This is a genomic window from Streptomyces sp. McG3, from assembly GCF_018619185.1.
In the GTDB taxonomy this organism is placed as follows: domain Bacteria; phylum Actinomycetota; class Actinomycetes; order Streptomycetales; family Streptomycetaceae; genus Streptomyces.
Map to the genome: position 1 here is coordinate 1 of NZ_JAAXYC010000119.1, position 22,609 is coordinate 22,609.

Sequence of the window (22,609 nt, forward strand, 5' to 3'; positions counted from 1 at the left end):
TGCCCAAGGGTCTGTCCAGCCGGGCCAGGCCGCGTGACCCCGACGGAGAGGTGCCCTGCCCAACAGAGGCAATGTGACCTCGCTGAGCTACCGATGCTTCCAGAAGCGGTTGACGTGCTCGGTGTCGGCCTCGATGACGTCGAAAAGGGCATCGTCCTCCTCGGGAGCGGCCAGGCCGAGGTTGAGAACGACCTGTTGGTAGGTCCGGGCCATGACGGGGTTGCTCGCGGCCACGAGTACGGACAGCAGAGGCTGGTCGGCTGCGGCGGAGTCTTCATCGACCAGCGTGAGGGCCCTCGTGCGTTCGGCAGTCGTCATAGGGGGCAGTGCAGAGCCGAGCTCGCTTCTCAGCCGTCCCCAGGTCGTCGTGCGCTGCTCTCGTGCCGCCTTTTTCAACGCCCCGCGCACGGCGACGGCCGCGGCGCTGAGCGCCTGCTGGCTCAAGCCTGCCTTCTCGTCGGCCGGCCGCTGGGAGGGCGTATTCCATCGGGCGAGGAGGGCCTTTGCGCTGGTCCGTTCGCCGTGCAGCAGCTTCTCCTGGGCGAGGTTTAAGGCTGCTGCGAAGTCGGCTCTGACCTCGCGATTGTCGAGGACGTTGGTCCGTCCCCTGGAGTGCTTGCGCAGGACCCCGCGAACCTTGCGCACTGCCGCGTCTGTATCCCTGTCCTGGATGAAGGAGCTCTTCAGCTCGGCGCGGGAGGACTGCGAGTTCTGTCCCGAGAGCCACGAGGGTCCGGGAATTCGCGGCCGCGCAAGCGGTACAGGCTGCGGGGTGCTGCGTTTGGCGGCTGTCCGTCTCCTGGGCGTGGCTGCTGGAACGGGGGCTCCGACACCGCGGCGCAAGCGCATCATCACCTCATGGGCGTGCCGGAGAAGTTCGGTCTCTGTGAGGGTCGCGCCGCTGCGGACCGCGGTCTCCATACGGTCCAGGTGCCGCTGAAGCTGGGTGATGCCGGCCTTCTCCTTGAGGGCGGTGCGCAGAGCTGCGGCGAGTTCTTCGCGGTCGGTCTCCTGGACCGGTTCGGCGGCAGGGGCAGAGCGGGGGATCGGGGTCTCCTGGGGGGCCGGCCTGCGGGCGCGGGCGCCGATCGGGATCGTCTGTGAGCGACGGCGGTGGATCTCCGTCGAGGTCTCGGTGCTCAGCCCGTGCTCCGTCAGCTGCACGTGATCAGCGGTCAGGTCACGCCAGTCGATGGAGCCGTCGGCGCCTTCGGTGCCGATCTGGGTGCGTCGGTGTGCGCCGGCGGGGACACAGCGCACCCGGTGCACGAATCCGTTCTCGCGCAGGAGCCGGGAAGGAGGCTCAACGTTCTCCCCGAAGACCATGCCCGCTGTGCTCTGGCCGAGGGCGGGCATCGCGGTTTCGTCGAGGATGAAGTGGAGAGGGAGGTGACCGGCAGGCTCGGCGGTCACCTGCGCCCCCAGGCGCATGTGTCCACTGGGATCCTGCGGGATGCGGGTGCCGCCGGGGGTGTTGTGGCTGGCCATCCAGTCAGCCAGGGCGGCCTTGATGTACAGGTGGTCGGCGCTGCCGGTACCAGCGCCGCCGCTCCTCCTGCGGCAGGGAGAATCCAAGGAGTCGGGGTCGGCCTTGTGTGCGAAATAGCAGACCTTGTCCGTGCAGAGCCTGTCGGTGAGCTCCCCGCCGCACCCGCCCAGCCATGTCCCGCACCAGAAGGTCCGCTCCAGATACTCACGGCGGAAGATCAGCATCTCCGGAGCTTCGGTGGGGCACTCTACCGGATCCTCGGAATCAGCGGTGTCGAGTACTGCGGTCTGCACCAGACGAGCGTCCCTGGCCATCCTGCCCCCGGGGGTGTAAATCCTTATGAGTCCTGACAGTTGGAGGCTAAGGCACGGCACTGACACAACCGGCCGAAACGGCTGCGGCAGCTCGGCGGCTGCACGCGCCCGGGTGGTGCCGTAGGCGTGGCGGCGGAGGTCCGTGGCCGGGCGCCCGGAAGCCATCCCGCACCGTAAATCTGTCGCACCGGAACTCGTCAACGACGCGGAACAGGCCAGCTGATGAGCCCCAGCCGATTTCCCCAGGTCCGGGACGCATGGCCGGGAACCCGCCTAACGGCTGATACCCATACGGTTCAACTCTCGCCGAAACCAGTCGAGACCTGAACGACCTTCGCGCCCGATGCTGGCCGGAGGGTCTTCTGCACCGGCTTGTCAGTCGCCGGGGCGGCGGGCGGGCTGAAGCCGCGCAGCACGCCTTGATGGTTGTTCGGCCTAGCGTGCAGGGACACGTGGGGTAAACCGTCCCCAGCGGTGGTTAGGGGAACTGCGCGGGAAGGGACTGTGCTGGACGGGCACCACCGGCTGATCCAGCCGATCGGCGCAGGCGGCTTCGGTCAGGTCTGGAAAGCTCACGATCTCAAGGTCGACCGGCAGGTGGCCGTCAAGGTCCTCACCAGCGACGGCGACGTGGACCACGACCGGCAGTTGGCCCGGTTCGCCCGCAGGGCCGACGGTCGCCGGGGGGGTCTGTTCCACGCAGCTCCATCCGGACGGCCTGGTCCTCTTTGCGATCCTCGGCCGCGCCGGAGGACGACCGCCACAGCACCTGGCCGTCGCCCGTACCGAGCAGGCCCGGGAGTTGCGATCCTCGGTCGCCCCGAAGGACGACCGCCACCGCCCGGAGTCGGGAGGGTACCTCGACCTGTGGCAGTTGCGATCCTCGGCCGGCCCGAAGGGCGACCGCCACTCCAGAGGCCTCCCAGCGACAGCAGCTCGCCCCCGGCGTTGCGATCCTCGGCCGACCGCCACGTCCGGTGTACGGGCGCGGAAGGTCCAGTTCTCGGGGTTGCGATCCTCGGTCGCCACGGAGGGCGACCGCCACCGCTGTCGGCGGGGTCGGTGCCGCGCTGGCCCTGGTGTTGCGATCCTCGGTCGCCCTGAAGGACGACCGCCACGGCGAGCTGGTCGGGCCGGCGGTGATTGCGGTGGACGTTGCGATCCTCGGCCGCCCCCGACCTCGGTACTGGTCAGCTCGCGTATTCAACTGTCGCCAGTTCCCCGAGGAACCCGGGCCATTGGTGACCGTGTGTGATCTCCGCTAGCGAGTCGACTCCGGGTGAGCTGCTTGTGCTGGCCCGAGGTCGGTGGCGTTCAGCGGCACTCGGCGAGGGCCTGCCGCCGGGGTCGGGGCCTCCGGCGCCGCCCGGAGCCTCAACCCCGGGCAGTCGTGATTCAGCGGTACTGCTCCGGAACTTCCATCTCGTCTGAGCCGTCGGAGATGTACCTCATCCCCGGGTTCTCGACCTCGGCAACGACGATCCAGGGTTTATACCCCTCCACCTCGCAGACCGCGTGCAGGCGCAGTTTCGCGTCCCAGTACCCGTCCACCCACTCTCCCGGGTCCTGGAACCAGCTCGGCGGCCCGGAGTTGTCCATCTGCCGGTACACGAAGTTGCCGCGCTCCAGACTCCGGATAATGCTCTTGCGGCCGGGCGCGGCAACCCCGTCGACCCCGGGGCTGAATCGGGCGGCCCCCCAAATCACCGACGACAGCTCCGTACGCATTGCTTCGTCGTAATGCGGTCTGGCTGAGTGATCCCGTCCGGCCTCGTCGCGCACCGTGAGGGTGATCGTGTCGAGGTGATCCAGGCCGACCGGGCCGTCGAGTGTGGTGGTGAGCCTCAGACGGTTGGGGCCCACGCGGATCACGCTGAAGGCCAGCTCAGGAGTCAGCTCGCGGTGCCAGCGGTCGCGTTCGATTTTCGCCACCTCTCGCGCGGTGTCAGCCGAATCTGCGGCGGCCGCCGCCGCTTTGCGGGTCGTCCAGTAAGCCATGACCGCGGCGACCACCACCCCGACCGCGGCAACAATGGCGCTGAAGGCCGTCCAGTCGTCAGTATTCATGGCGCCGGACCGTAGCAGCAGCGGCCGCACCTGCGGCGAGTCTGATGACTTGGGGCCAGAAGTTGTGGGCGCGCCACAGGTTCGCGGCAAAGGTCCCCGCGGCGGCCTCCGGCAGGAGATCGAGCTGTTCGTCCAGCCAGATCCGCCAGGGCTGGTGCTCGTCCAGCACCGCCAGGTCGTAGGAGAGCATCCGGTTCTCCGGCGGACGCTTGCCGTAGCGGTGGCGCTGTTCGGCGACGAACTGTGGGCCGAAGCGCCGAAGGGCCTGTTCCGTGGTCATGGGCCTGGGTTCTCCGCTTTCCCGCCCCTGCGCGCACCCAGTTTGAGAGGCTGCTCGTGCAGCTGTAACAGAGGGCATCGGAGTGGGGAGAAGCTGCATGGCAGCGGGGGGTCGGCGACCGTCGATTGAGCGTGTGCGGCAGCGCCGGTCGGCGGCCGTGCGCAGGCGCGTGCACGAGAAGGCGCTAGTCGAGGTGCGTGGCTGTCTGCGGGACTGGGACGACGACCGTGACGCGGCTGGCGAGGCCAAGGCCGTGATCGATACGCTCATCGTGCCCGAGTACCAGGGGCGGGCGCTCATCGAGTTGTTGCAGAACGCACATGACGCGCACCTGGCCGGTGCCGCCGACGGACGTGTCGAGATTCGGCTGGACGAGGACGAGGGTGAGTACGGCACCCTCTACGTGGCCAATCGGGGCAAGCCGTTCAGCAGCAAGAACTTCAAGGGCCTGTGCAGCATCGCCTTGTCTCCCAAGCGTGCCGACGCGGGGATCGGCCACAAGGGCGTCGGGTTCAAGAGTGTGCTGAACCTGTGCGACGCCCCCGAGGTCTACAGCGTCGACAGGGACGGGTCCCGGACCCCCGACGGGCTCACATTCCGCTTCGCCCGGCTCGACGACTACGACGCGCTCGCCCGCGAGGTGGCTCCCGAACGCGCGAATTTTGTCCACTACTTGAAGGCGAACCTGCACACGCTGAAGGTTCCAGTCTTCCTGGAGGAAGCACCGAAGACCATCCACAGCTTCACACGCCGGGGCTTCGTCACCGTCGTCCGGCTGCCGCTGAAGTCCGCCGAAGCCTGCTCGGCAGCAGCTGCACAGGTGCGGGAGCTCATGGACGACGACAGTGCCCCGTTCGAGCTGTTCCTCGACCGCCTGGAACGCGTCCAGCTGGAGTGGCGGGCCGCGGGGGAAAATCGGCGCAGGACGTACGACCGTCAGGTTCAGGTGCTGTACCGGGCCCGTGGCCTGAAGGTGCAGCAGGTCACCTTGCGCCGGCAGATGCGACTGATCGTCGTCTGCGGGAAGGTCGACCCGGACCGTGCCCGGGAGGCGCTCACCGCGTCGATCGAGAGAAGCGGTATGCGACACGACTGGATGGCCTGGGAGAAGAAGGCCGAGGTCCGCATCGCCGTCCCGGTCGCCGATCCCCTGGCCAAGGGGCGGCTGTACACCTTCCTGCCGATGGGCGAGCAGATCGCAACCCCTCTGCGCGGCTTCGTCCACGCCCCCTTCTTCGCCGAGCTCAACCGGCGCTCGTTCAACGAAGTGGTGCCGTGGAACGACCTGCTGCTTGACACCGTGGCCGAGACATGTGCCCGCGCCGTTCTCGCCAGGACGGACGGACGCGCACCCATTCCCTCCGGGGCGCTGGTCGACCTGATGTGCTGGCAATCGCCCATGGCACTGCACCGGCTCACCTCCGCCTTCAAACGACTCGGTCACGGCATCACCCAGGTGCCGTTCATCCCAGTGATCGCCGCAGCGCCCGGCACGCGCACCTCCCTGCACCGGGCAGTGCTGTGGGAAGGCAAGGAGCACGCCACGGCCTTCACCCCGCACGCGGTCGCCGTTACGGGGATCACCGATCTCCTCGACCCGCAGCTGCACCCCGTTCGGCTACGGGAGCTGGTCTCATTGGCCGGCAGGGTGGGCATGCGCCTCCAACCGCCCACGGAACGCCTCGGCTCCTGGGCCGAGCGGCTCGCCAAGGCGACCGCCCGCGCCCCGCTCGACCCCGGATGGTGGGCGGACTTCTACTACGACCTCTCACAGGAGTTCCCCGACGGCTTGGACGTCACCGGCAAGCGAATCATCCTCACGGCCGGGCCGGCGCTGGTACCAGCTGCCGCGGAAGGCGTCTTCTTCGACCGGGAGGCCCCACGGGGCGGCTCCCTTCCGGCCCTGCCCACCGGGCTGTCGGGCAGGCTGCACTTCGTCCACGAGGCCATCACCTGGACCGGCAAAGGCCGCAAGCGCAGAGCGCAGGGCCGCACCTGGCTCAAGGCCGTCGGCCTCGTCCACGACTACAGCACCGACCAAGTGCTCGAAGTCGTGGCCGCGGCCCTGCGCGCGGGCGGAGAGGGCGAAGACGACGACAACGTGCGCATGGCCTGCCTCCGCTACGCCTGCGCGGTGTCCCACACCTTGGAGAAGGAAGGGCGCAAGCCTCCGCGACTGCACGGTCTCCGGGTCCCGACGCGGGGCGGCTGGCAGGACGCGCGCTTTGCCATGTTCGGGTCGGGGTGGCCGGGAGAGCACTCGGCAGTCGATGACACCCTGACCCGGTTCCTGGAGCATGTCCGGGAGCTTTCGTCTGTGCTGACCCATACCGAGCGGCGGCTCCTTTCGCGCCCCGAGGACCTGTGCGGGGACACGCTCTCCGTCGAGATCATGCGGCGCTTCCTCGAACGGCACGAGGTCGCTCACGGCCTCCGCCCCCGCTACGAGGCCTTCCGCACCGAAGTGCGAGGCGAGTTTCTCAACCGGCCCGCCCGTTTCTGGGCCCCGAACAGACACGATTTGCTGCCGCAGTGGCGGACGGCCGCCGAGCGCTGGCCGAACCGGCGGAGCGTCGGCTACGTCAGCGTTGACTACCACTCACGTTCCCGTACAACGGCCGTACTGCCCGGACAGGACGTCTACGCCAGCTTCAGTGAGGAAGACCGCAGGCTGTATGCGGAACTCATCGTGCACGGCCTCGCCTTAGCCTGGCCCGACTCCGCGCTGGAGATGCACTTCGTACGCCACACCGACTCCATCGGGACCTGGTGGCCCACCCCGCTGGCCGCCTTCCTCACCCACGCGCCGTGGATCCCGCAGACCTCCGTCTCAGGCGATCCATCGGAGAGAACTGTATTCGCGACCGCGCGCCGGGCCTGGTGGTGGCAGGACACGCAGACTCCGCCCCCGTTCCTCAGCGTGGTGCCCGCAGCCTTGCGCAGCAGTCGGTCCACCAAGCTCGTGGCGCGCCTCGGCCTGCTCGGCATCCGCTCCTGGGACGATGCCGGGACCGCGCTCGACAGGCTCGGCCACCTGCCCGAGCTAGTGCAGGCCAAGCCTCACCTGCGCGAAGGCAGGCTCGCGCACGAAATCAGGCGGGAGTACGAGAAGGCGTGGGCCCAGCTGCTGCCCGGCCAGGGCGGCACACGCGTCGCCGACGGCGGGCCCGCCGCGCCACCGCACCGGCTGCTGGTCCACCGGGCCGGCGTCCTCGAATCGCTGGACCCGGCGCAGACGGACGAGACGGTCTTCGCCCCCAACCCTGACGGGGCTCAGAACCGGGTCCTCCTGGACCGTGTTCCGGTACCTGTGATCCCGATCGGGGACAAGGCGCTTGGTGCCCGGGTCCATGCCTTCCTTGACAAGAGGGCGGCGTTCGACGTCCAGCGGTGCGGCGACGCCGCACACGACATCCAGGCCGACGGACTGCCCGTCCGTGAGGCGATACGCCTGCCGCTGGCCCAGTACGCAGGTCCCTGGCTGCTCACCCTGGTCGCCGCTCTGCTGGAGTTCGACGAGGAGCGCGCGTCCCGGACGGAACCCGTGGCCGTGACCGAGGCGACCAGCCTGCTGCGCCACTGCGAGGTGGCCGTGGCCGACGAAGCCGTTGTCTGGATCGCCGGACACCGTCTCACCGAGAACGGTACGGAGCGCGCCCTGCTCCACCCCCACCCCGACCGACCCTGCGTCGTCGTCGTGCACAGCGGGCTACGCACCGGCTGGCGGATACTCCGTACCGCCGCACCCGCCCTCGCCGCTCTCATCCGTGCTCCCCACCTCGAGCACATCCTGTGGAAGGCACTGACCCGGCTGGAGGAGCGGGGCCTGAAGACGGACGACGTTTCCGAGGAGGACCTCGCGAACGCCCTGGACCTGCGGCAGCACCAGCTGCGCGCCGTCCTCGCCGAGCGGGCCTCGCAGAGCTCCGGCAGTCCGCGGCTCGTGCCGCTGCTCGCCTGCCTCGACCTCGACCTCGCGGAGGAACTTCAGCAACGTATTGAGAACTTCCCCCACCGTGCTGCCCTCCAGGCCTGGCTTACTTCCCGGATCGACGCATCGGACGCGGAACGGCTCATGCGGCTTCTGGACGACGACGATCCCGAACGACAGCTGAGAGCCCTGTCCGTAACCCTGGCCGAGGCCAACCGCGCCTGGCAGGCACTGGGCCTGCCGCAGATCGACAACACCGACCGGCACGAGCGGCAGTTCGCAGCCTGGCTCCAGCGGAGCCGTCCCGTACTCGTCGAGCGAGTCAGGGACGCCCATGCCGACGACCACCGCTCCGGCAGGTCCCTGACCGCCTACGTGCGGCTGCGCGGCCTGCCCGCGCTCGCGCCTGACCCGGCCTGGCACACGACGCTCTGGGACCTCACCGATCAACTCCTCCAGGCTCACGCGGAGACCTGGCTGAACCGATCGCTCCCCGCACAACCGTCGACGTCCCGCGCGTTGGGGCCGCTCACAGAGGTCCGCGAGTCATCCACAGCCGCCGTCCACCAGCATCTGCCACGCCTACGGCAGCTGATCGAGGACTGGCAGCATCTGCACCCGACGAGCCGCACCGTGGTGCCTCCACCCCCGCAGGAGGTACTGCGAGCGCTGGACGACCAAGGGCTGCTGGACTTCGAGGTCCTGTCCAAGAAGGCGTTGATCACCTGGCTTAACGACCACAGCCACTGGCCGGCGGGTATGCCGCTATCGGACCGGCCGTCGCAGCTCGGACTGTCAGCAACCACGTCGACGCCAGCCGGGAACAGCGGCGCGACGGCGAGCGCCGGCCGGTCCGGAGCGCCCCTGCCGGGCCCCCAGGTGGTCCTGAACGGCCAGCTCGTCCCGGCAGGACCCGACGACCTGGCGGCGCTGGCCCGTGAGGTGGCCGCGGACCTGACGCCGGAACAGCGCGCCACCCCGGCCACGGCCGTCACGGCACTCGCACCGCGCATTTCCCGGCCGCGGACCCCGTCACAGCCCGCCACCGGATCACAGGGCGGCTCCTACCAGGCCGTGGGCAACGACCAGGACCGCGCCCTGCCGGTGGGCCTCGCGGGGGAGGCAGCAGTGGCCACGTGGCTGCACGAGCAATTCGGCGTCGAACCACAGAACTCGTGGAAGTCGAGCCTGCGCGTGCACGGACTCGCCGGCGCCCAGCCCGGGGACGACCGGCTCGGCTACGACTTCGTCATCCACGACGGCAACACGACCTACCTCTACGAGGTCAAGTCGTCCACGGGCAACAGCGGAGAGATCATCCTGGGCGAGTCAGAGGTACGACGCGCTTCCCGCCTGGCCCCGGGTGAAACGTACTTCGTCGTGTACGTCTCTGACGTCCTGGACCGCGACCGCCGCAACATCACCGTCCTGCCCAACCCATTCAGCGCCCCCGACCTCGCTGGCTACGAACTGGTCAGCACTCAGATGAGGCTCCGATTCAACCTTGGCTGAATCAATCAGGAGTTCCGCAGTCGGCGCCGGTCAGATCATCGGCCCGGGACCATCCCTGCGGGCGCGGGGAGCAGCGCGGCGACGGCGGTGACCTCGGCTTCGGCTGCGGACCATCCCCGCGGGCGCGGGGAGCAGAGTTCCCGGTCGACGTGGCCACGGGCGGCGGAGGGACCATCCCCGCACGCGCGGGGAGCAGGCGTCGGGGCCGCCGATCGGCTGCGCGAGGTCGGGACCATCCCCGCACGCGCGGGGAGCAGAGTGTCGGGCTGACGACCGAGGACTCCCTCAAGGGACCATCCCCGCACGCGCGGGGAGCAGGGCTGGCGGCCGTGGATGGACGCTGCGGAAACGGGACCATCCCCGCACGCGCGGGGAGCAGAACGCGATGTGCCGAGGGAGCGTGGCGCGGAGGGGACCATCCCCGCACCCGCGGGGATAGTCCCACGCCGGTAGCCGGGTCGATCTCCGGCGCGACCTGCTCCCCGCGCCCGCGGGGATGGTCCCCTTCCCTGCCGCTGACCGCCCCGCCGACCTGCTGTGGCGGTCGCCGTTCGAGGCGACCGAGGATCGCAAGGTGTACGGGGCGAGAGCGGCGGCTGCGGGGTCTTCGGCGGAAAGTCCGGGGTGTGATCCGGCACGGCAGCTCAGCATCGGCGCGGATACCCATCGTAGAGCCGTGGTGGCCGCACGGGGGCAGAAGCTGGTTCACCGGAACTGGTGGACGCCCCGACATCCACCCGGCATCCCCTTGATCCATGCCGCCCAGCACTGAGCCTCAACGGCCCGAATCGCGCCGCAGTCGCTCGACGAGGCCCCTCGTCCATTCCGTCCTGCTCATAGGAGGGACAGTGCTCATGGCCCTCACCGTCGTGGGCGTGGTGCTGATGGAAACCGTCTTCGACGATCGTCTGCCGGAAGGCATGCCCGAGCCGATCAGTCTCCTCCCCACTGTTGCCCTGATGTTGACGGTAGCCGCGTCTATCACCGGTTTCGGATTCTCACCGGGCGAGAGCGAAGCTGTCGGGGAGAGCCGGCAACGCCTGACACGCGCGGAAGGCGCACTCGCGGACGCAATCCGCCGCGAGTACACCGAAGCGGACATCATCATCGGCGGCAGCCTTATGCACAGCCGTGACACCCCGCTAGCTGTCGACCCGGAACTGGAGCCAGGCCATGGTCAGCCTGCGACCGGCGAAGCCGGGCGGCGTGGCGCCCTCGGTTTCCCTGAACTCTGGGAGGCCACTCACGCCCGCCTCGACCTCTACCACCAGATCGCAACCGGCCAGGCCAAGACGTCTTTCCGCAACGCCCAGATAGCCATGGGTGCCGGGTTCCTGCTCCTGATTCTCTTCGCAGGGATCGCCCTCTGGGCCAGCACCACCGCGGTCGCCATCGTTGCCGGCGGACTCGGTGCCGTCTCCGCAGCGCTGGCCGGATACGTCGCGAAGACGTTCATCCGGTCCCAAGAAGCCGCAGCCACCCACCTGCGGTCCTATTTCGACCAGCCCCTCGAACTGTCCCGCTACCTCGCTGCGGAACGCCTCGTCGCCGACGGAGACCTCACCCAGGAGCAGCGGGGGGAAATCCTCACCGCCCTGGTCCAAGCCATGGTCGCCGGGCCACAACCGCCGCCCGCACCGCAGTCCGTTGTTGTTGCCTCCGTGCCAGGGCAGCCTGGGGCGTAGCGCTGGCCTCACCGGTAGCGCCGAGGAGTGACCATCCCCGGCTGTGCGGGGATGGTTCCTCGATGGCGCGTACGGCGCTGATGCGGTTGGTTGGAGAGACGTGCCCATCAACCGGTTCGACAGATCGGAAGTGCCCTGCACTGGACTGGTGCGGGGCTTTCGCGCTGCGAGAAGGGGCTCCGGCGCCCACGGAAGTGTTGCGAGGCGTCTGGGAGGGGAGAACAACCCCTCTGACAGGGGGGCACGTGAACGCTGAACCAACGGCTACGCCAGAACCGGCACCGGCGACCCATCCCGCGCCTGACCACCAGAGGCGGCACAATCGGCTATCGGCCTGGGGGACATTCTTGGCGGGCATGGCCGCCCTTTTGACTGTCGTTACGGCCGCAGCGTCAACATATGTAGCCGTGGCGACGTACCGGGAACAGCACGTCAGCCAAGAGGAAGACGAGAAAAAGAAACTGGAAGATTTTGTCGGTCGAGTTACTTTTGTCACGGAAGGCGACAGATGGACGATCATTAATCGAAATATGGACTCGATATGGAACGTCAAAATCTATTATGTCACCTACGGCGTCAGCAGCACGGGGGAGGCTGAAAAGGTCATAGCGGCCGAGGCTGGCGCCATGCCCCCCTGTATGATCTGGTCCCTGAAGTCAGGGAAGACGGCCCCCAAAGGGTACAAATTGTCCATCGATGCCGTTTTCTCGACTTCGGATGATGTGGTCTGGGCCACGGGTACGCATCCTGGCGGAATGGATGCAGGTGAACAGGAATTTAGAAGCGGGTTCGGCCCCTGGTATTCGGACTACAAGGTTTGGATGGCAGCCAAAAGTGCCAAACCGAGCGCTAAGAAGGCGTCCTCCTGCCGATAATCGCTAAGGACCCTCCAAAGCCGACGAGACCCTGGAGGTCATCAAGGGGGCCCGGTCGGTGCGCAGCTCCCCTGTAGCTCCCAACCGGGTCGGCGCCGCCATGTCCGATGAGCCCGGCTCGGCGTGGTAGGTCATCGCCGATGCGGCAGGTCGACTGCTGTCGGCCTCACCCACTGTTCCCGGCGCTCGCCACGACACGGGTGCTGCCGGTGACTACGCCCCCGCGACGCGGAGGTGAAGTGCTGGGCGGACAAGGCGTATCAAGGCACCGAAGGCATCATCCGGGGACCCTTCCGCGGCCTGCGTATCAAGCTGTGGCAACGTCGGCACAACAGCACCCACGCCAGGATCCGTTGCCCCGGAGAGCAAGCCGTGGACGCTCTGAAGGGCTGGCGCCTCCTGCGGGAACTCCGCTGTAGCACCAACCGAGTCACCGCCATCGTGAAGACCATCCCCGCCCCTCGTCACGCCTCAACCTGAGAGGTTGGAAAAGGCTCACTGACTACGAGACGAGCAAGGAGCCAGCCCTACTGGAGCTCGCGGGTCAGATCCTGGACTCCGAGGAGCCCGAGGTCCGCCGGTATCCCATGCTGCGCCACCATTTTGGCGCCTACGAGCCTCTAGACGACGCGCTCGCGGTGCTGCGCAGCAGCGGCCTGGTCGTGCGACGTCGGCGGGGGAGTCGCCGTCCGCGGCCCGGGCGCCCGGGCTGGCCATCGTGAAGCACGCGCCGGTCACGGCAGAGGAGGTACAGACAGCCAGCGCGGCACGGGCCGCGGAACGGCGGATGTCGCGGCGCGTTCCGTGAGAGAGGGGCAGTGTTGTCGACATGCACTAATGGGAACGGAACGATGTCGCAAGTCGAGGGATCAGCCGCCGAACAGGTGTGTTGCGCCTCCAGGGAGTCCGTCGGCTGTTCTGGTGGGCAGCGGTGTCGAGGCGGTGATGGCCGGGGTGTCGGCGGCTCTTCGTTTCAGGTGCGCGGGGAGTCAACGTTCGGCTGCCGGGCGGCTTGGGCGGGAAGCAGGCCGTTCTTGCGAACGGCGTGCAGGTGACCCGCCGCCCATACCTCAAGTAGGGCCGACGGTCGGCCTCGAAGGTTCCAGGTACTGGTTCGGCTTCAGATCAGTAGGTTCGATCCGCGTGCCGCTTCGGGTGCGTGTCGGTCCTGAGCAACAGGGAGCTGAAGGCATATGGGTATGCGAAGGAAGCTGGTGGCGGGTGCAGTATCGCTAAGTGCGGCTCTGGCGTTCACCGGAATGGCACCGATGGGGACCGCGACGGCGGCCGGCCAGTGCCCCTACTCCGGAAGTCATCCGGAACTGGAGTACGACGATGGTCGGAGATACTCCGCCGCTGTCAAGCACGCCCAGTGCCTGTGGAACGTCAACAACGCCAAGTTGGGCGGCAAGGCACGGCTCGACGAGGACGGCCTCTTCGGATGGGGGACCATTCGTTCATCTGGCGGATTCAGTACGCTTGCGGGATTAACACCGACTGGATCATCGGGCCGAAGACGTGGAAGTGCTTGCACCTCGATGAGAGCCCAAACCCCTCAAGGAGCTCGGACATATTCCCTGTGATGTAAAGGCGGTCTTGCAAGCGAGGGGTAATCCGCCTATGCCCTCCGAACTCCTGACCTGACGTCAGAGAGCACGTGGTTCGCCGTTGGCCGGATCACGCGTTCACGCACTGGTCAGCACGTCAGTCAGCAGAATGCCGCCGATGAGCTGGCGGACGCCCCTCGGGTGGCTCGGATTACCCAACATGACGGTCACATCTCGACCGCCTTCGGGATCAACGCGCCACGCTGGGGCGGTTGGGCAGGAGAGCGGAAGCCAGACGATGCCATGGCCCATGACCTCCTGGAGCGCCTCGTTGATCTTCGCGCGGGGTACGTCCAGGACCTTCGCCATCTCCTCCTGCGTCAGTCAGATCCGCCCGCCCGCCTTCTGGCAGGCGGTCATCAGCTGGATCAGCCTCCGCGGCATGGCCTCGCGGAAGTACTGTGCGATCAAGAAGAAGAACTGCAGCGAGCCTGCGGCGAGGAGTCCCTCGGCCCTCTCGGGTGTGTTGATCCGGTTGGAGGTGATGACCGGGAGGGAGACGGCGTCCTTGATCCGGCGCACGCGGCTGTCTGTGCCGGTTCTGACGCCTGACGTGCTGGAGCGCGGGTCGCGATCCAGCCGGTGAGCGCCACGGCAAGAACTGCAGGAGCGAGCGCCCAGGCTGCGAGGTCGGCCGGGCCGGTGCCCGCGGTGAGCAACGCGCCGCCGAGGGCGGCCCCGGCGGCGGAGCCCAGGTACATCGCGGCCATCTGGAACGGGATGATGGGCATTGCCTGCGCGGGCCGGTGCGCGGTGAGGGTCTGCTGCAGCGTCGGGACGCTCGCCCAGCCGGCCGCGCCCCAGACCGCAGCCGCGATCAGCCACACGATCGGCGAAGAGGAAAGCCATGCCGCGGCGAAGCTCAGCGCCAGCAGGGCAGGCAGCGCGACCAGGAGCGTCTTGGGGCCGTAGCGGTCGAGCGGCTTGCCGATCAGCGCGGAGCCGGTGACGCCGCCGATGCCCCAGGCCCAGACCAGGGCAAAGCCGAGGCCCCCGAGCCCTCGGTCCTCGGCCATGGGCAGCAGGTAGGTGTAAAGGCCCAGGCTCGCGACGCCCAAGAGGAAGGCGGCCACGATGCCGACGATGGTCCGGCTTGATCGCAGCACCGTGAACGCGGACCCGCCCGCTGCTGCGTCGAGACGTGGGAGCGTCTTCGCGCGCAAGGCCAGCGCCGCCATGCTGACCACTCCGATGAGCACGACCAGGGCCATGGTCCAGCGCCACCCGGCGCTCTGGCCGATGATCATCCCGACCGGCACGCCCGCGACCGTGCCGGTGGAGAGCCCGAAGGTCACCAGGGACATGGCGCGGCCCCGTTCGTGGTCGGCGACCATCGCAGCGGCAGTGGCGGTCGCGACGGCCGTGAGGACGCCCGCGCCCACGCCGGCCACCACGCGCGAGGCGAGGAAGACCTCGATGCCCGGCGCGACCGTGGTGACGAGGTTGCCGAGGTTGAACAGCCCGAGCGCGATGAGCAGCGCCCGTGCCGTGCTGCCGCGGGCAAGTCTTCCCGACAGCAGCGGTCCGGCGACCGCGTAGGCGGCGGTAAACGTCGTGACCCCCAGGCCGATCATCGACACCGTGCTCGTCAGCGAGTCGGCGATCCGGGGAAGGACGCCCGCGAGCACGTACGCGTCAATCCCCAGCGAGACGGCGGCGACGGCCAGGGGCCACACCTTGCGGATCACGCGCCGGCCTCCCCGCGGTCGTCGTCGGCGTTCTCGTAGCCGGTGAGTACCGTGCCGAGCAGGCCCGGGAAGCGTGCTTCGAGGTCATCCTCGCGCAGCCGGATCATGCACTTGCGGCCCTCGGCGCGCACGAAGACCACGCCGGACTCGCGCAACAGGCTCGTGTGGTGGGTCAGCGTCGAGCGCGGCAGTTCAGGGCCTAGGTCGATGCTGTCAGTCTCGCCCTGCTCGGCGAGCATGCGCACCATGTTCAGCCGCAGCGGCTCGCTGAGGGCGAAGAGCACTCGCGGGATGGCGATCTCGTCAGTGTCTGGGTGGTGGTAGGTCCGCGGTGACACGGGACATCCCCAATCATTCGAAAATAGTCGCACAATAATTGTGCGGGAATTCTCGCACGATTGAGTTGAGGTGAGCAAGCCGAGGTCGTCGCCGAGGTGGGCCGCACCAGTGGCAGTGCTGGCGGTACTTCGATGCCTCCGCCACGGCCGACCGTCTCGCGAAGAGCCACGCTTCCTACGAGGAGAGCAGCAGCGAGAAGGACGTCGGGAAGGCCCCGATGCCGCTTATCGACAACCCCGAGCTCGCCTGGTCCTCGCCGGGGTGGCGGACTCCCCGGCCCAGACCGGCGGTGACCTGTACACGGTCACCATCAACGTCGCGGCCAACGCCTGAATGGCCGGCCACATCCACGGCGAGGACGGCTGTGCCGGCTGCGAAGGCAGCCGCGGCGACGTCGGGCACGACTGGGAGACGCGGATGCGGATGATCAGCGAGATGTAGCCGAACATCACCAAGTGGTTCGACCGAGACGTTTGGACCGCCGCCGTCAACGACACCGGCTAAACCGTCACCCGCCGCTGACTCGTCGCTCAGGGCTCCCCTCCCGAAGGCTTGGCCGACGCCCTTGAAGATTCGGGAGCAGGTGAGACGCAGGCGGAAGGGGATCTCCTTGGTCGTGTCGCTGTCGCCGGGTGATAAGGGGAAGGGCGGCTGCCTTGGCGACCCATCCCTTCACCGGTGGACGCTCGGCGGCGCCCCGTGCATGCCCGATCACGTCGTTGAGACGGTCCGACTCCGCGTGCTGCCTTTCCACGTGAAGCTGGTCCACCACGGCCCGATCGTGGGGATCGACGCCGAGAAGACGCGCTGGCTGACCGCGGCGTCGGCCCGTTGAAGGCCGGTGCTGTCATGGGCGTTGGGCGCTGGGGTGCCGGGTGAGGGCGTAGCCGATGTCGAAGGTGTCGGCTGACATGCGGGTGTCGTTGATCTCGACGACGGTGCCGTCGGGGCCGGTGGTGGTGCGGGTGATGCGCAGGAGCGGGACACCTTTGGGGAGATGGAGGCGGTCGCTCTCGGTGGGGGTGGGCATGCGGGCACTGACGGCTTCTTCCCAGGACAGAGGGGCGTGGTCCATCTGTTCGAGGAGGTCGTAGATGCCTCCGGGGCCGGTGTCTTTCTGGGCGAGCCGGGTGCCGCGGGCGAGGGAGGCGGGCAGGTAGCTGGTGGCCAGCTGGAGTGGGGTTCGGGTTGTGGGGTCGCCCATGAGGCGGTCGCGTACCAGCACGTCCTGCTTCGCGTCCTCGGGGAGTCCGAGGAGGGTGGCGATGTCGCGGGGGCGGGTGCCCAGGTGATGGCGGGTAGTTCGAGGGCGGTCCAGGGCTGGGCGGAGGCGTCGAAGTAGTAGCCGCGTTCGTCGCGGAGGACCTGGCGGCCGCGGGTGAGCCGCCGGCGTACGGGCCGGGCGCGGACGACGGTTCCGCGGCGGCGGGTGACGTCGACCAGGCCCTCGGCTTCGAGTCGGGCGACGGCTTCGCGGGCAGTCTGCTTGGCGACTCCGTGCTGCTGGGCGAGGTCGATGATTTTCGGCAGGGTGCCGCCCGCGGGATAGGTCCCGTCCTCGATGGCGGCGCGCAGTTCAGCGGCTGTGATTCGTGCGGTCACCTCGTACCGGTGACCGGCCTATGAGCTTGTGCGGGAGGAGACGGGGGCGGGGGCTACCCGGTTTCCTTCCCGCCCGCGGCGGCTTCCTCGTCACGCTCCTCCGGGGAACCGGGACTGTCGGTTCGTCCGGTCTCGGGCTCGGGCTCGTCAGCGTGCGGGTTCCGCAGCTGCCGTGTCCGTTCCCGGCGGTCCTGCCGGTAGTGGTTCACCCACACGATCGCGCTCACCACCACCGGCATGATCATGAGAGCGTAGACGGGCCACGCCTCGCTCCACGCGGAGCCGAGCGAGGAGTAAGCCCGGTCTGCGGAGGCGAAGACGGTGTCGCCGTAGTCGACCGACGAGTCGTGGATCGTTCCGGAGGCGGTGCTGCCGTCGGCGAACTGCCACCGGCCGTAGCAGGAGGGCGGCGGCGTCGTGTGGCCGCCGCCCTCAAGGCACTGCCCCACGTAGGTGAGCGTCGCGGACTTCCCGGTGATCACCACGGACAGCCTCTCGCGGCCGAGCATCCAGAGAAAGCAATCGAAAAAGAGGGGAAGGCCGACGATGGCCATCCACTCTTTGCCGGTCGGCCATTTCAGCGGAGCCTTCGGCAGTGCGTCCGCCGTACGCGCCGGCCTGGCGCCGTCGGCATCTCCGTCCCCCGTGTTCATCCCGTCCGCTCCCCACTGCGTCCACGTCGGCGTGGTGCACTCGGCTGCTCCTACCGACGCCGGTGCGTCCGCCGGTGGTTCCGCCGGAAGGACATCCGGCCGACGACCGAGTCCGGCCGCGAAGGCCATCGACGCCGCCCGCTCCGCGACCGAGACCGCCGACCAGGTCGAGGCCCCCGTCCCCGCCGGGGGCAACCCGCCGCGACCGCCCGCACCACCGTGCAGACCGCCCAGACCTCCGCGATGCTTGCTGTAGAGACCGCCCTCAAGCTCGGCGCCAAACTCCCGCTCAAGTCCGGCGCTACGTCCAGGAGGTCAACGCGTGACCACCTCCAGCCAGGTTCGAGCTGGCGCCAGACCACTAGGGCGTGTCTCTTCGATCACGAGCGGAGCCGGATGAGGAGTGCGGCGGCGGTGGCGGTGCCAAGGAAGACGTATCCATGCTTGTCGTAGCGAGTGGCGACGGCTCGGAACTGTTTGAGCTTGTTGATCGCCCGCTCGACGGTGTTCCGAGCTTGGTACCGGGCTCTGTCGAAGGCGGGAGGTCGGCCGCCGCATGAACCCCTGCGTCGGCGGGCGGCCTTGGTGTCGCTCTTTTCCGGAATCACGTGCAGGATGCCACGTCGTCGCAGATAGGCGCGGATCTCGCCGTTGCTGTACGCATTGTCGGCGCTATCGCTGTCCGGCAGTCGCCGGGGTCTGCCCGTCCGGAGCCGCGGGACGCGGATCTTGTCCATGACCGGCTCGAACTGGGTGCAGTCCGCCCGCTGGCCGGGCGTGATGACCAGTGACAGCGGGCGGCACTTGCCATCCGTGCTCAGGTGGGGCTTTGTGGTCAGCCCGCCGCGGGAGCGGCCGGGGGCTTCGCCTGCCGCGGCGCCTCCTCCAGGAACGGGCGCAAGCGCGCGTGCATGTGCACTGATCTTTGCACGGTCTTCTTTTGAGGCTTTGGGACGTGTCGGTGCCGAGGCCGTCGGGGCCCCGGCGGCGTGCTGATGAGCGCGGATCGAGGTGGAGTCGATGTTGATGTTCCAGTCGATGCTGCCGCCGGTGTCGGCGACGGCCTGGACGTGCTGGAGCAGCCTCTCCCAGGTGCCGTCGGCTGACCACAGCATGTCCGCTTGTGGACGGTCTGCCACGGACCGAAGCGTTCTGGCAGCTCGCGCCACTGGCACCCGGTACTGAGCCGGTGGACAATCCCGTCGATCACCTGCCGGTGATCGCGCCACCGCCCACACCGGTTGTTGCCCCTGGGTAGCAGCGGCTCCAGCACCGCCCATTCGTCGTCAGTGAGATCCCCCTGCTGAGCATAATCAGAACAGCGAATCACTGGTCGTGGAGGCCGTCTCCAGGGTGGCGTTTGGACCTTGAGCAGAAGGGCTTCGGCGCAGTGAGAGAAGGATCAACAGGGCGAAGGCAGCGAACGCGGTGCCTGTGCGTGCGTAATTGAACGCCTCCCAGCGAGTCAGCATCTCGGCGTGATCGGCGGGTGCCGAGGTGACCGCCCACTGCTTGATACGGCCGTTTATGGGGACGTTGCCGAGACGGGTGATCAGGAAGGACGCAATAACGAGGAGACCAGCCCCTCCGGCCAGCCGCCGTGCGGCGCCTCGCGTCATGGCGGCAAGCGCGAGGGCACTTAGCGCCGACACGCCCATGGCACCTTGCATGGTGATGCCGTTCATCTGCATCAACTGGGCATGGAAGGACAGTCTCATGTCGAGCGGCACGGCGTTGAACGTGGGGACGAGGTTGGCCGCTCCGTAGCCGAATGCGCCGGCGAGGGCGCCGGTGGACAGCAGGGCGAGGCCCTGGACGAGCCGGATGCGCATGCGGATCACTCTTCCGTCTCCGGTTCGGCGGGGGTAACGGACCGGGTGAGCGGCTCGACTTCTCGCAGCACCGTTGGGTGTGAGCTCTGCGAACATGTGGACTCATATGGAGACCGGTTCGCCTTCTTGTGGCAGAACGTCACCGGTGAGGCGCTCTGGGGCAGCTTCACGTGTTGCGACCGAGTTGGTGGATGCGCTGAACCCGTCCGTCGCCGGCGATCTCGCCGACCAGGATCCACTCGATCACCGTGTGGCCGAGTTTGCGGTGTTCCGTGCTGAGGCGACAGCGTGCGGCGAACCGGTGGCCGTCGACGAGGAGTTCATCGATCAGCATCTGGACGGCGGTGACGTTCTTGCGGGCCGGAGCCGCGTGTGCGATCAGTTGCTCGCGGGTGAGCTCGGTTCCGTCGGTTACCCAGACCGCGTCGTCGGTGAAGGTGCGGTCCGCGATCCGGGTGGGATCGTCGTCGGAGAGGGGCATGTCGCGGGTGTAGTCGATCAGCAGGCGGCGCGCCGCCAGCTCAGTTATCTCTGACATGCCTGTCATGGTTAAGGGTCCTGTTACCCTTGTCAACCATGTCAGAGATAAGGCGTCGCCGTCAGCGGGTGGAAGTTGCGCGCAACCGTGCCGCCCTTGTGTCGGCGGCTATTCAAGTGCTGGCCGAGCACCCCGAGGCGAGCATGTCCGACATCGCGTCCGAGGCCGGCGTGACGCGGCAGACCGCATACGTGCACTTCGGTACCCGCGAAGCACTGCTCGCGGCGGTGCGCGACGAGTTGAGCCGCCGCGCGTTCACTGTGCTGGATGCCGCTGACCTTGCCGCCGACCCCGCCACCGAAGCCCTCGGTCGGTTCCTTGCCGCAGTCGGAAAACTGCTGGCCGAGCAGGCGTCATTTGGTCATACGGACGGCGACTCGGAGACAGACGCGTCCCGTCATCTACTGATCGAGCAGCGCCTGGGGGCTCTGATCCGCCGCGGACGCGACAGCGGCGAGTTCACGACCGAACTGGAGACGAACTGGCTGGTTGCCGCAACGATTGCGCTCGGCCACGCCGCCGACCATCAGATCCGTATCGGTCGCCTGGGCGCGCGGGTTGCGGCAAGGCACTACCGGGCGTCGGTGATGCGTTTGTACGGCGCTCATGATCCCGATCATTCGCCGTGACCGACAGTGTGCGACATGCTCATCAACTGGTCCTGCTTAGCTTCTGATCGAAGATACAGGGCCTAAGCCCAGGTCCGCAGGAAACTCCATGTTCGCCATGCTCTGGGAGGCGGTCAGCAGTCCGTCAGAGAACGGCTACTCAGATACGCGGCTTGCACGGCTTCACCGATGGGTGCAGTCAACACACCACAGGGTCCGGCTGCCGAACGGGTACGGACTGCCGGCGGGTTTAGCGACGATCCCTTCGACGCCCTGCGGCTGGATCGCCTCGCACCAGTGCAGGGCGGTGTCCCGGTTGGAAGTTGCCAGGACCGGCTGGAGCGGGGGGCCGACGTCGACCAGGAGCGCTCGGTGTACGGGCGGGCGGCCAGCGCGTCGCCGCCGTGGTCGGGGTGCGCCAGGACGTCGAACGCGGCGTAGGTGGCGGGGAGGCGGGCGGCCAGGGCGTGGGCCCGGTCCATCGAGGAGGCGGCGCGGGCCTGGACCGCCCCGAAATCGATCCGGCCCCCCGTGCCAGATGACCGCCTCCCCGTCCAGCGTTGTCCCCGGGGGCAACGCCATGGCGGCCACGGCGAGGTCCATCCAGTGGGAGGTGACGATCGGGCCCGTACGGGAGTAGCCGATCACCCCGTCCTCGGTGCGCCGGGAGGATCATCCGGTGTCCGTCAAAACCTTGATCTCGAAATGCCAGCCAGGGCTGGTCGGCATAGCACGGACCAGGGCAAGGAGGATCTCCGGCTTCCGGTCGGAGACGTAACGCCGGACCCCCGGTGTCGGGTATGCCTGCTTGGACGTCCCGGGGAGAGGAACGGTTCAGGCTGGCGCCCGTCGGCGCTGAAAGTCAGGGCAGCCCCACCAGGCCCCACCCCCGGTGAGCAGCCTCCGCGACCACTGCGCCCCATTCACGCAGAAGGGCGACGAAACTCTCGAAGGTGTCCGGGCGGCCCGCCCAGCCCTCGCACTCGGCAGCGAACGCGCCGCTCAGCTCCTCCAGACACGGCTTCACCCGCTCCCAGGCCCGGGCCTTGCCCGCCACCGCCTCCGGCGGGCAGACCAGAAGGACATGCGGGTGCCAACGGTCGGCGGGTGGCGGGAAGACTCCTCCGCCTGCCACCGCCGGAGTATTGGCCTGTTCCTCGTCCCAGATCAGACCTCCGAGGAAGCGGTCTATCGACTGACGCACGGGCGTGTCGACGAGCGGACGCATGTCAGCCCATGCCGCGCCCGCGCGGGCATGCGGCATGTGCGCGCTGGTCGTGGTGAGGAAGCTGTATACGGCGCACCACGCCGGTGCTGTCCCAGGAGGCCAGAGCCAGCCGTGGGACCGCTCGTCTCTGTCGTCGTACACGTTGCCGAACTCGCCCGGCCACGCGATGTCCTCAAGCCGTCCGATCCGGTGCTCGACGGGGATGGCGCTCAACTCTCCCCAGTCCACCATGAATACCGTGAGGTCCATACCCATGGAGGCAGCATAGGAAGTGGGTGCATGGCACGTCGTGTACGGACCGTTGACCTGCCAGGGCCGGGACGTCCGGCATGTCGCTGCACTCTCCTGCGGGGCGGGAGGG

17 protein-coding genes, 1 pseudogene and 1 CRISPR repeat array are annotated in these 22,609 nt (G+C 68.2%); of the genes and pseudogenes, 5 read left to right on the forward strand and 13 right to left on the reverse strand.

Features of this window, described 5'->3' with window-relative positions; genetic code table 11:
* Nucleotides 1–87: 87 nt before the first annotated feature.
* The 3 genes from HET64_RS19985 to HET64_RS19995 all read right to left on the reverse strand — a co-directional run bounded on the left by HET64_RS19985 (nt 88) and on the right by HET64_RS19995 (nt 4,150).
* The gene (locus HET64_RS19985) at nt 88–1,968 is read right to left on the reverse strand and encodes a hypothetical protein (protein WP_215107511.1); all 1,881 of its coding nucleotides are present in this window, start codon (nt 1,966–1,968) and stop codon (nt 88–90) included.
* Between the two features lie 1,230 nt (nt 1,969–3,198).
* Nucleotides 3,199–3,870: a hypothetical protein gene (locus tag HET64_RS19990; protein WP_215107513.1), complete on the reverse strand. Its 672-nt coding sequence runs from the start codon at nt 3,868–3,870 to the stop codon at nt 3,199–3,201.
* Complete coding sequence (locus HET64_RS19995; protein ID WP_215107515.1) at nt 3,860–4,150, reverse strand: hypothetical protein; 291 nt, start codon at nt 4,148–4,150, stop codon at nt 3,860–3,862. Before HET64_RS19995 ends, HET64_RS19990 begins: the two co-directional genes overlap by 11 nt.
* 133 nt (nt 4,151–4,283) lie before the next feature.
* Between HET64_RS19995 and HET64_RS20000 the strand changes: the two genes are divergently transcribed.
* The 4 genes from HET64_RS20000 (at nt 4,284) to HET64_RS20015 (ending at nt 12,633) form a co-directional block, all read left to right on the forward strand.
* Nucleotides 4,284–9,593: a sacsin N-terminal ATP-binding-like domain-containing protein gene (locus HET64_RS20000; RefSeq protein ID WP_215107517.1), complete on the forward strand. Its 5,310-nt coding sequence runs from the start codon at nt 4,284–4,286 to the stop codon at nt 9,591–9,593.
* Between the two features lie 45 nt (nt 9,594–9,638).
* Nucleotides 9,639–10,094: a CRISPR direct-repeat array (repeat unit 29 nt; unit sequence GGGACCATCCCCGCACGCGCGGGGAGCAG).
* Nucleotides 10,095–10,447: 353 nt separating this feature from the next.
* Complete coding sequence (locus HET64_RS20005; RefSeq protein WP_251145581.1) at nt 10,448–11,278, forward strand: hypothetical protein; 831 nt, start codon at nt 10,448–10,450, stop codon at nt 11,276–11,278.
* A gap of 407 nt (nt 11,279–11,685) precedes the next feature.
* A complete protein-coding gene (locus HET64_RS20010; RefSeq protein WP_215107519.1) occupies nt 11,686–12,153 on the forward strand; it encodes a hypothetical protein in 468 nt (155 codons plus the stop codon).
* Nucleotides 12,154–12,387: 234 nt separating this feature from the next.
* On the forward strand, nt 12,388–12,633 hold the full coding sequence (locus tag HET64_RS20015; protein ID WP_215107521.1) for a transposase family protein: 246 nt from the start codon (nt 12,388–12,390) through the stop codon (nt 12,631–12,633).
* Between the two features lie 1,205 nt (nt 12,634–13,838).
* On the opposite strand, the gene HET64_RS39135 is transcribed toward HET64_RS20015, so the two are convergent.
* The 9 genes and pseudogenes from HET64_RS39135 to HET64_RS20055 form a co-directional block, all read right to left on the reverse strand.
* Nucleotides 13,839–14,069: a hypothetical protein gene (locus HET64_RS39135; protein WP_251145582.1), complete on the reverse strand. Its 231-nt coding sequence runs from the start codon at nt 14,067–14,069 to the stop codon at nt 13,839–13,841.
* 98 nt (nt 14,070–14,167) lie between these two features.
* Nucleotides 14,168–15,448, reverse strand: coding sequence for an MFS transporter (locus HET64_RS20025; RefSeq protein ID WP_308370230.1), 1,281 nt, complete (start codon nt 15,446–15,448; stop codon nt 14,168–14,170).
* Nucleotides 15,445–15,732 (reverse strand): helix-turn-helix transcriptional regulator, encoded by a 288-nt coding sequence (locus HET64_RS20030; protein ID WP_215107523.1) that lies wholly within the window; start codon nt 15,730–15,732, stop codon nt 15,445–15,447. The genes HET64_RS20025 and HET64_RS20030 overlap by 4 nt, the downstream gene beginning before the upstream one ends.
* A 902-nt stretch (nt 15,733–16,634) precedes the next feature.
* Entirely contained in the window at nt 16,635–17,012 is a 378-nt protein-coding gene (locus HET64_RS39140) for a UTRA domain-containing protein (RefSeq protein ID WP_308370231.1), read from the reverse strand.
* A 242-nt stretch (nt 17,013–17,254) separates the two neighbouring features.
* Nucleotides 17,255–17,389: pseudogene (locus HET64_RS39900) on the reverse strand (GntR family transcriptional regulator); the annotation flags it as partial.
* 53 nt (nt 17,390–17,442) lie between these two features.
* Nucleotides 17,443–18,042, reverse strand: a complete 600-nt coding sequence (locus HET64_RS20040; protein ID WP_251145583.1) for a hypothetical protein — start codon at nt 18,040–18,042, stop codon at nt 17,443–17,445.
* Nucleotides 18,043–18,422: 380 nt separating this feature from the next.
* Nucleotides 18,423–19,369, reverse strand: a protein-coding gene (locus HET64_RS20045) for an IS5 family transposase (protein WP_215107535.1) whose coding sequence is annotated in 2 segments (ribosomal slippage) — nt 18,423–19,159 and nt 19,159–19,369 — 948 coding nt in all. Because the reading frame shifts where the segments join, the coding sequence is not laid out codon by codon here.
* Nucleotides 19,356–19,874, reverse strand: a complete 519-nt coding sequence (locus HET64_RS20050; RefSeq protein WP_215107525.1) for a DUF1772 domain-containing protein — start codon at nt 19,872–19,874, stop codon at nt 19,356–19,358. Before HET64_RS20050 ends, HET64_RS20045 begins: the two co-directional genes overlap by 14 nt.
* Nucleotides 19,875–20,040: 166 nt before the next feature.
* Nucleotides 20,041–20,412: a nuclear transport factor 2 family protein gene (locus HET64_RS20055; protein WP_215107527.1), complete on the reverse strand. Its 372-nt coding sequence runs from the start codon at nt 20,410–20,412 to the stop codon at nt 20,041–20,043.
* Between the two features lie 38 nt (nt 20,413–20,450).
* Between HET64_RS20055 and HET64_RS20060 the strand changes: the two genes are divergently transcribed.
* Complete coding sequence (locus tag HET64_RS20060; protein WP_215107529.1) at nt 20,451–21,041, forward strand: TetR/AcrR family transcriptional regulator; 591 nt, start codon at nt 20,451–20,453, stop codon at nt 21,039–21,041.
* Between the two features lie 841 nt (nt 21,042–21,882).
* Here HET64_RS20060 and HET64_RS20065 read toward each other — a convergent pair.
* Nucleotides 21,883–22,503: a hypothetical protein gene (locus HET64_RS20065; RefSeq protein WP_215107531.1), complete on the reverse strand. Its 621-nt coding sequence runs from the start codon at nt 22,501–22,503 to the stop codon at nt 21,883–21,885.
* Between the last annotated feature and the right edge of the window lie 106 nt (nt 22,504–22,609).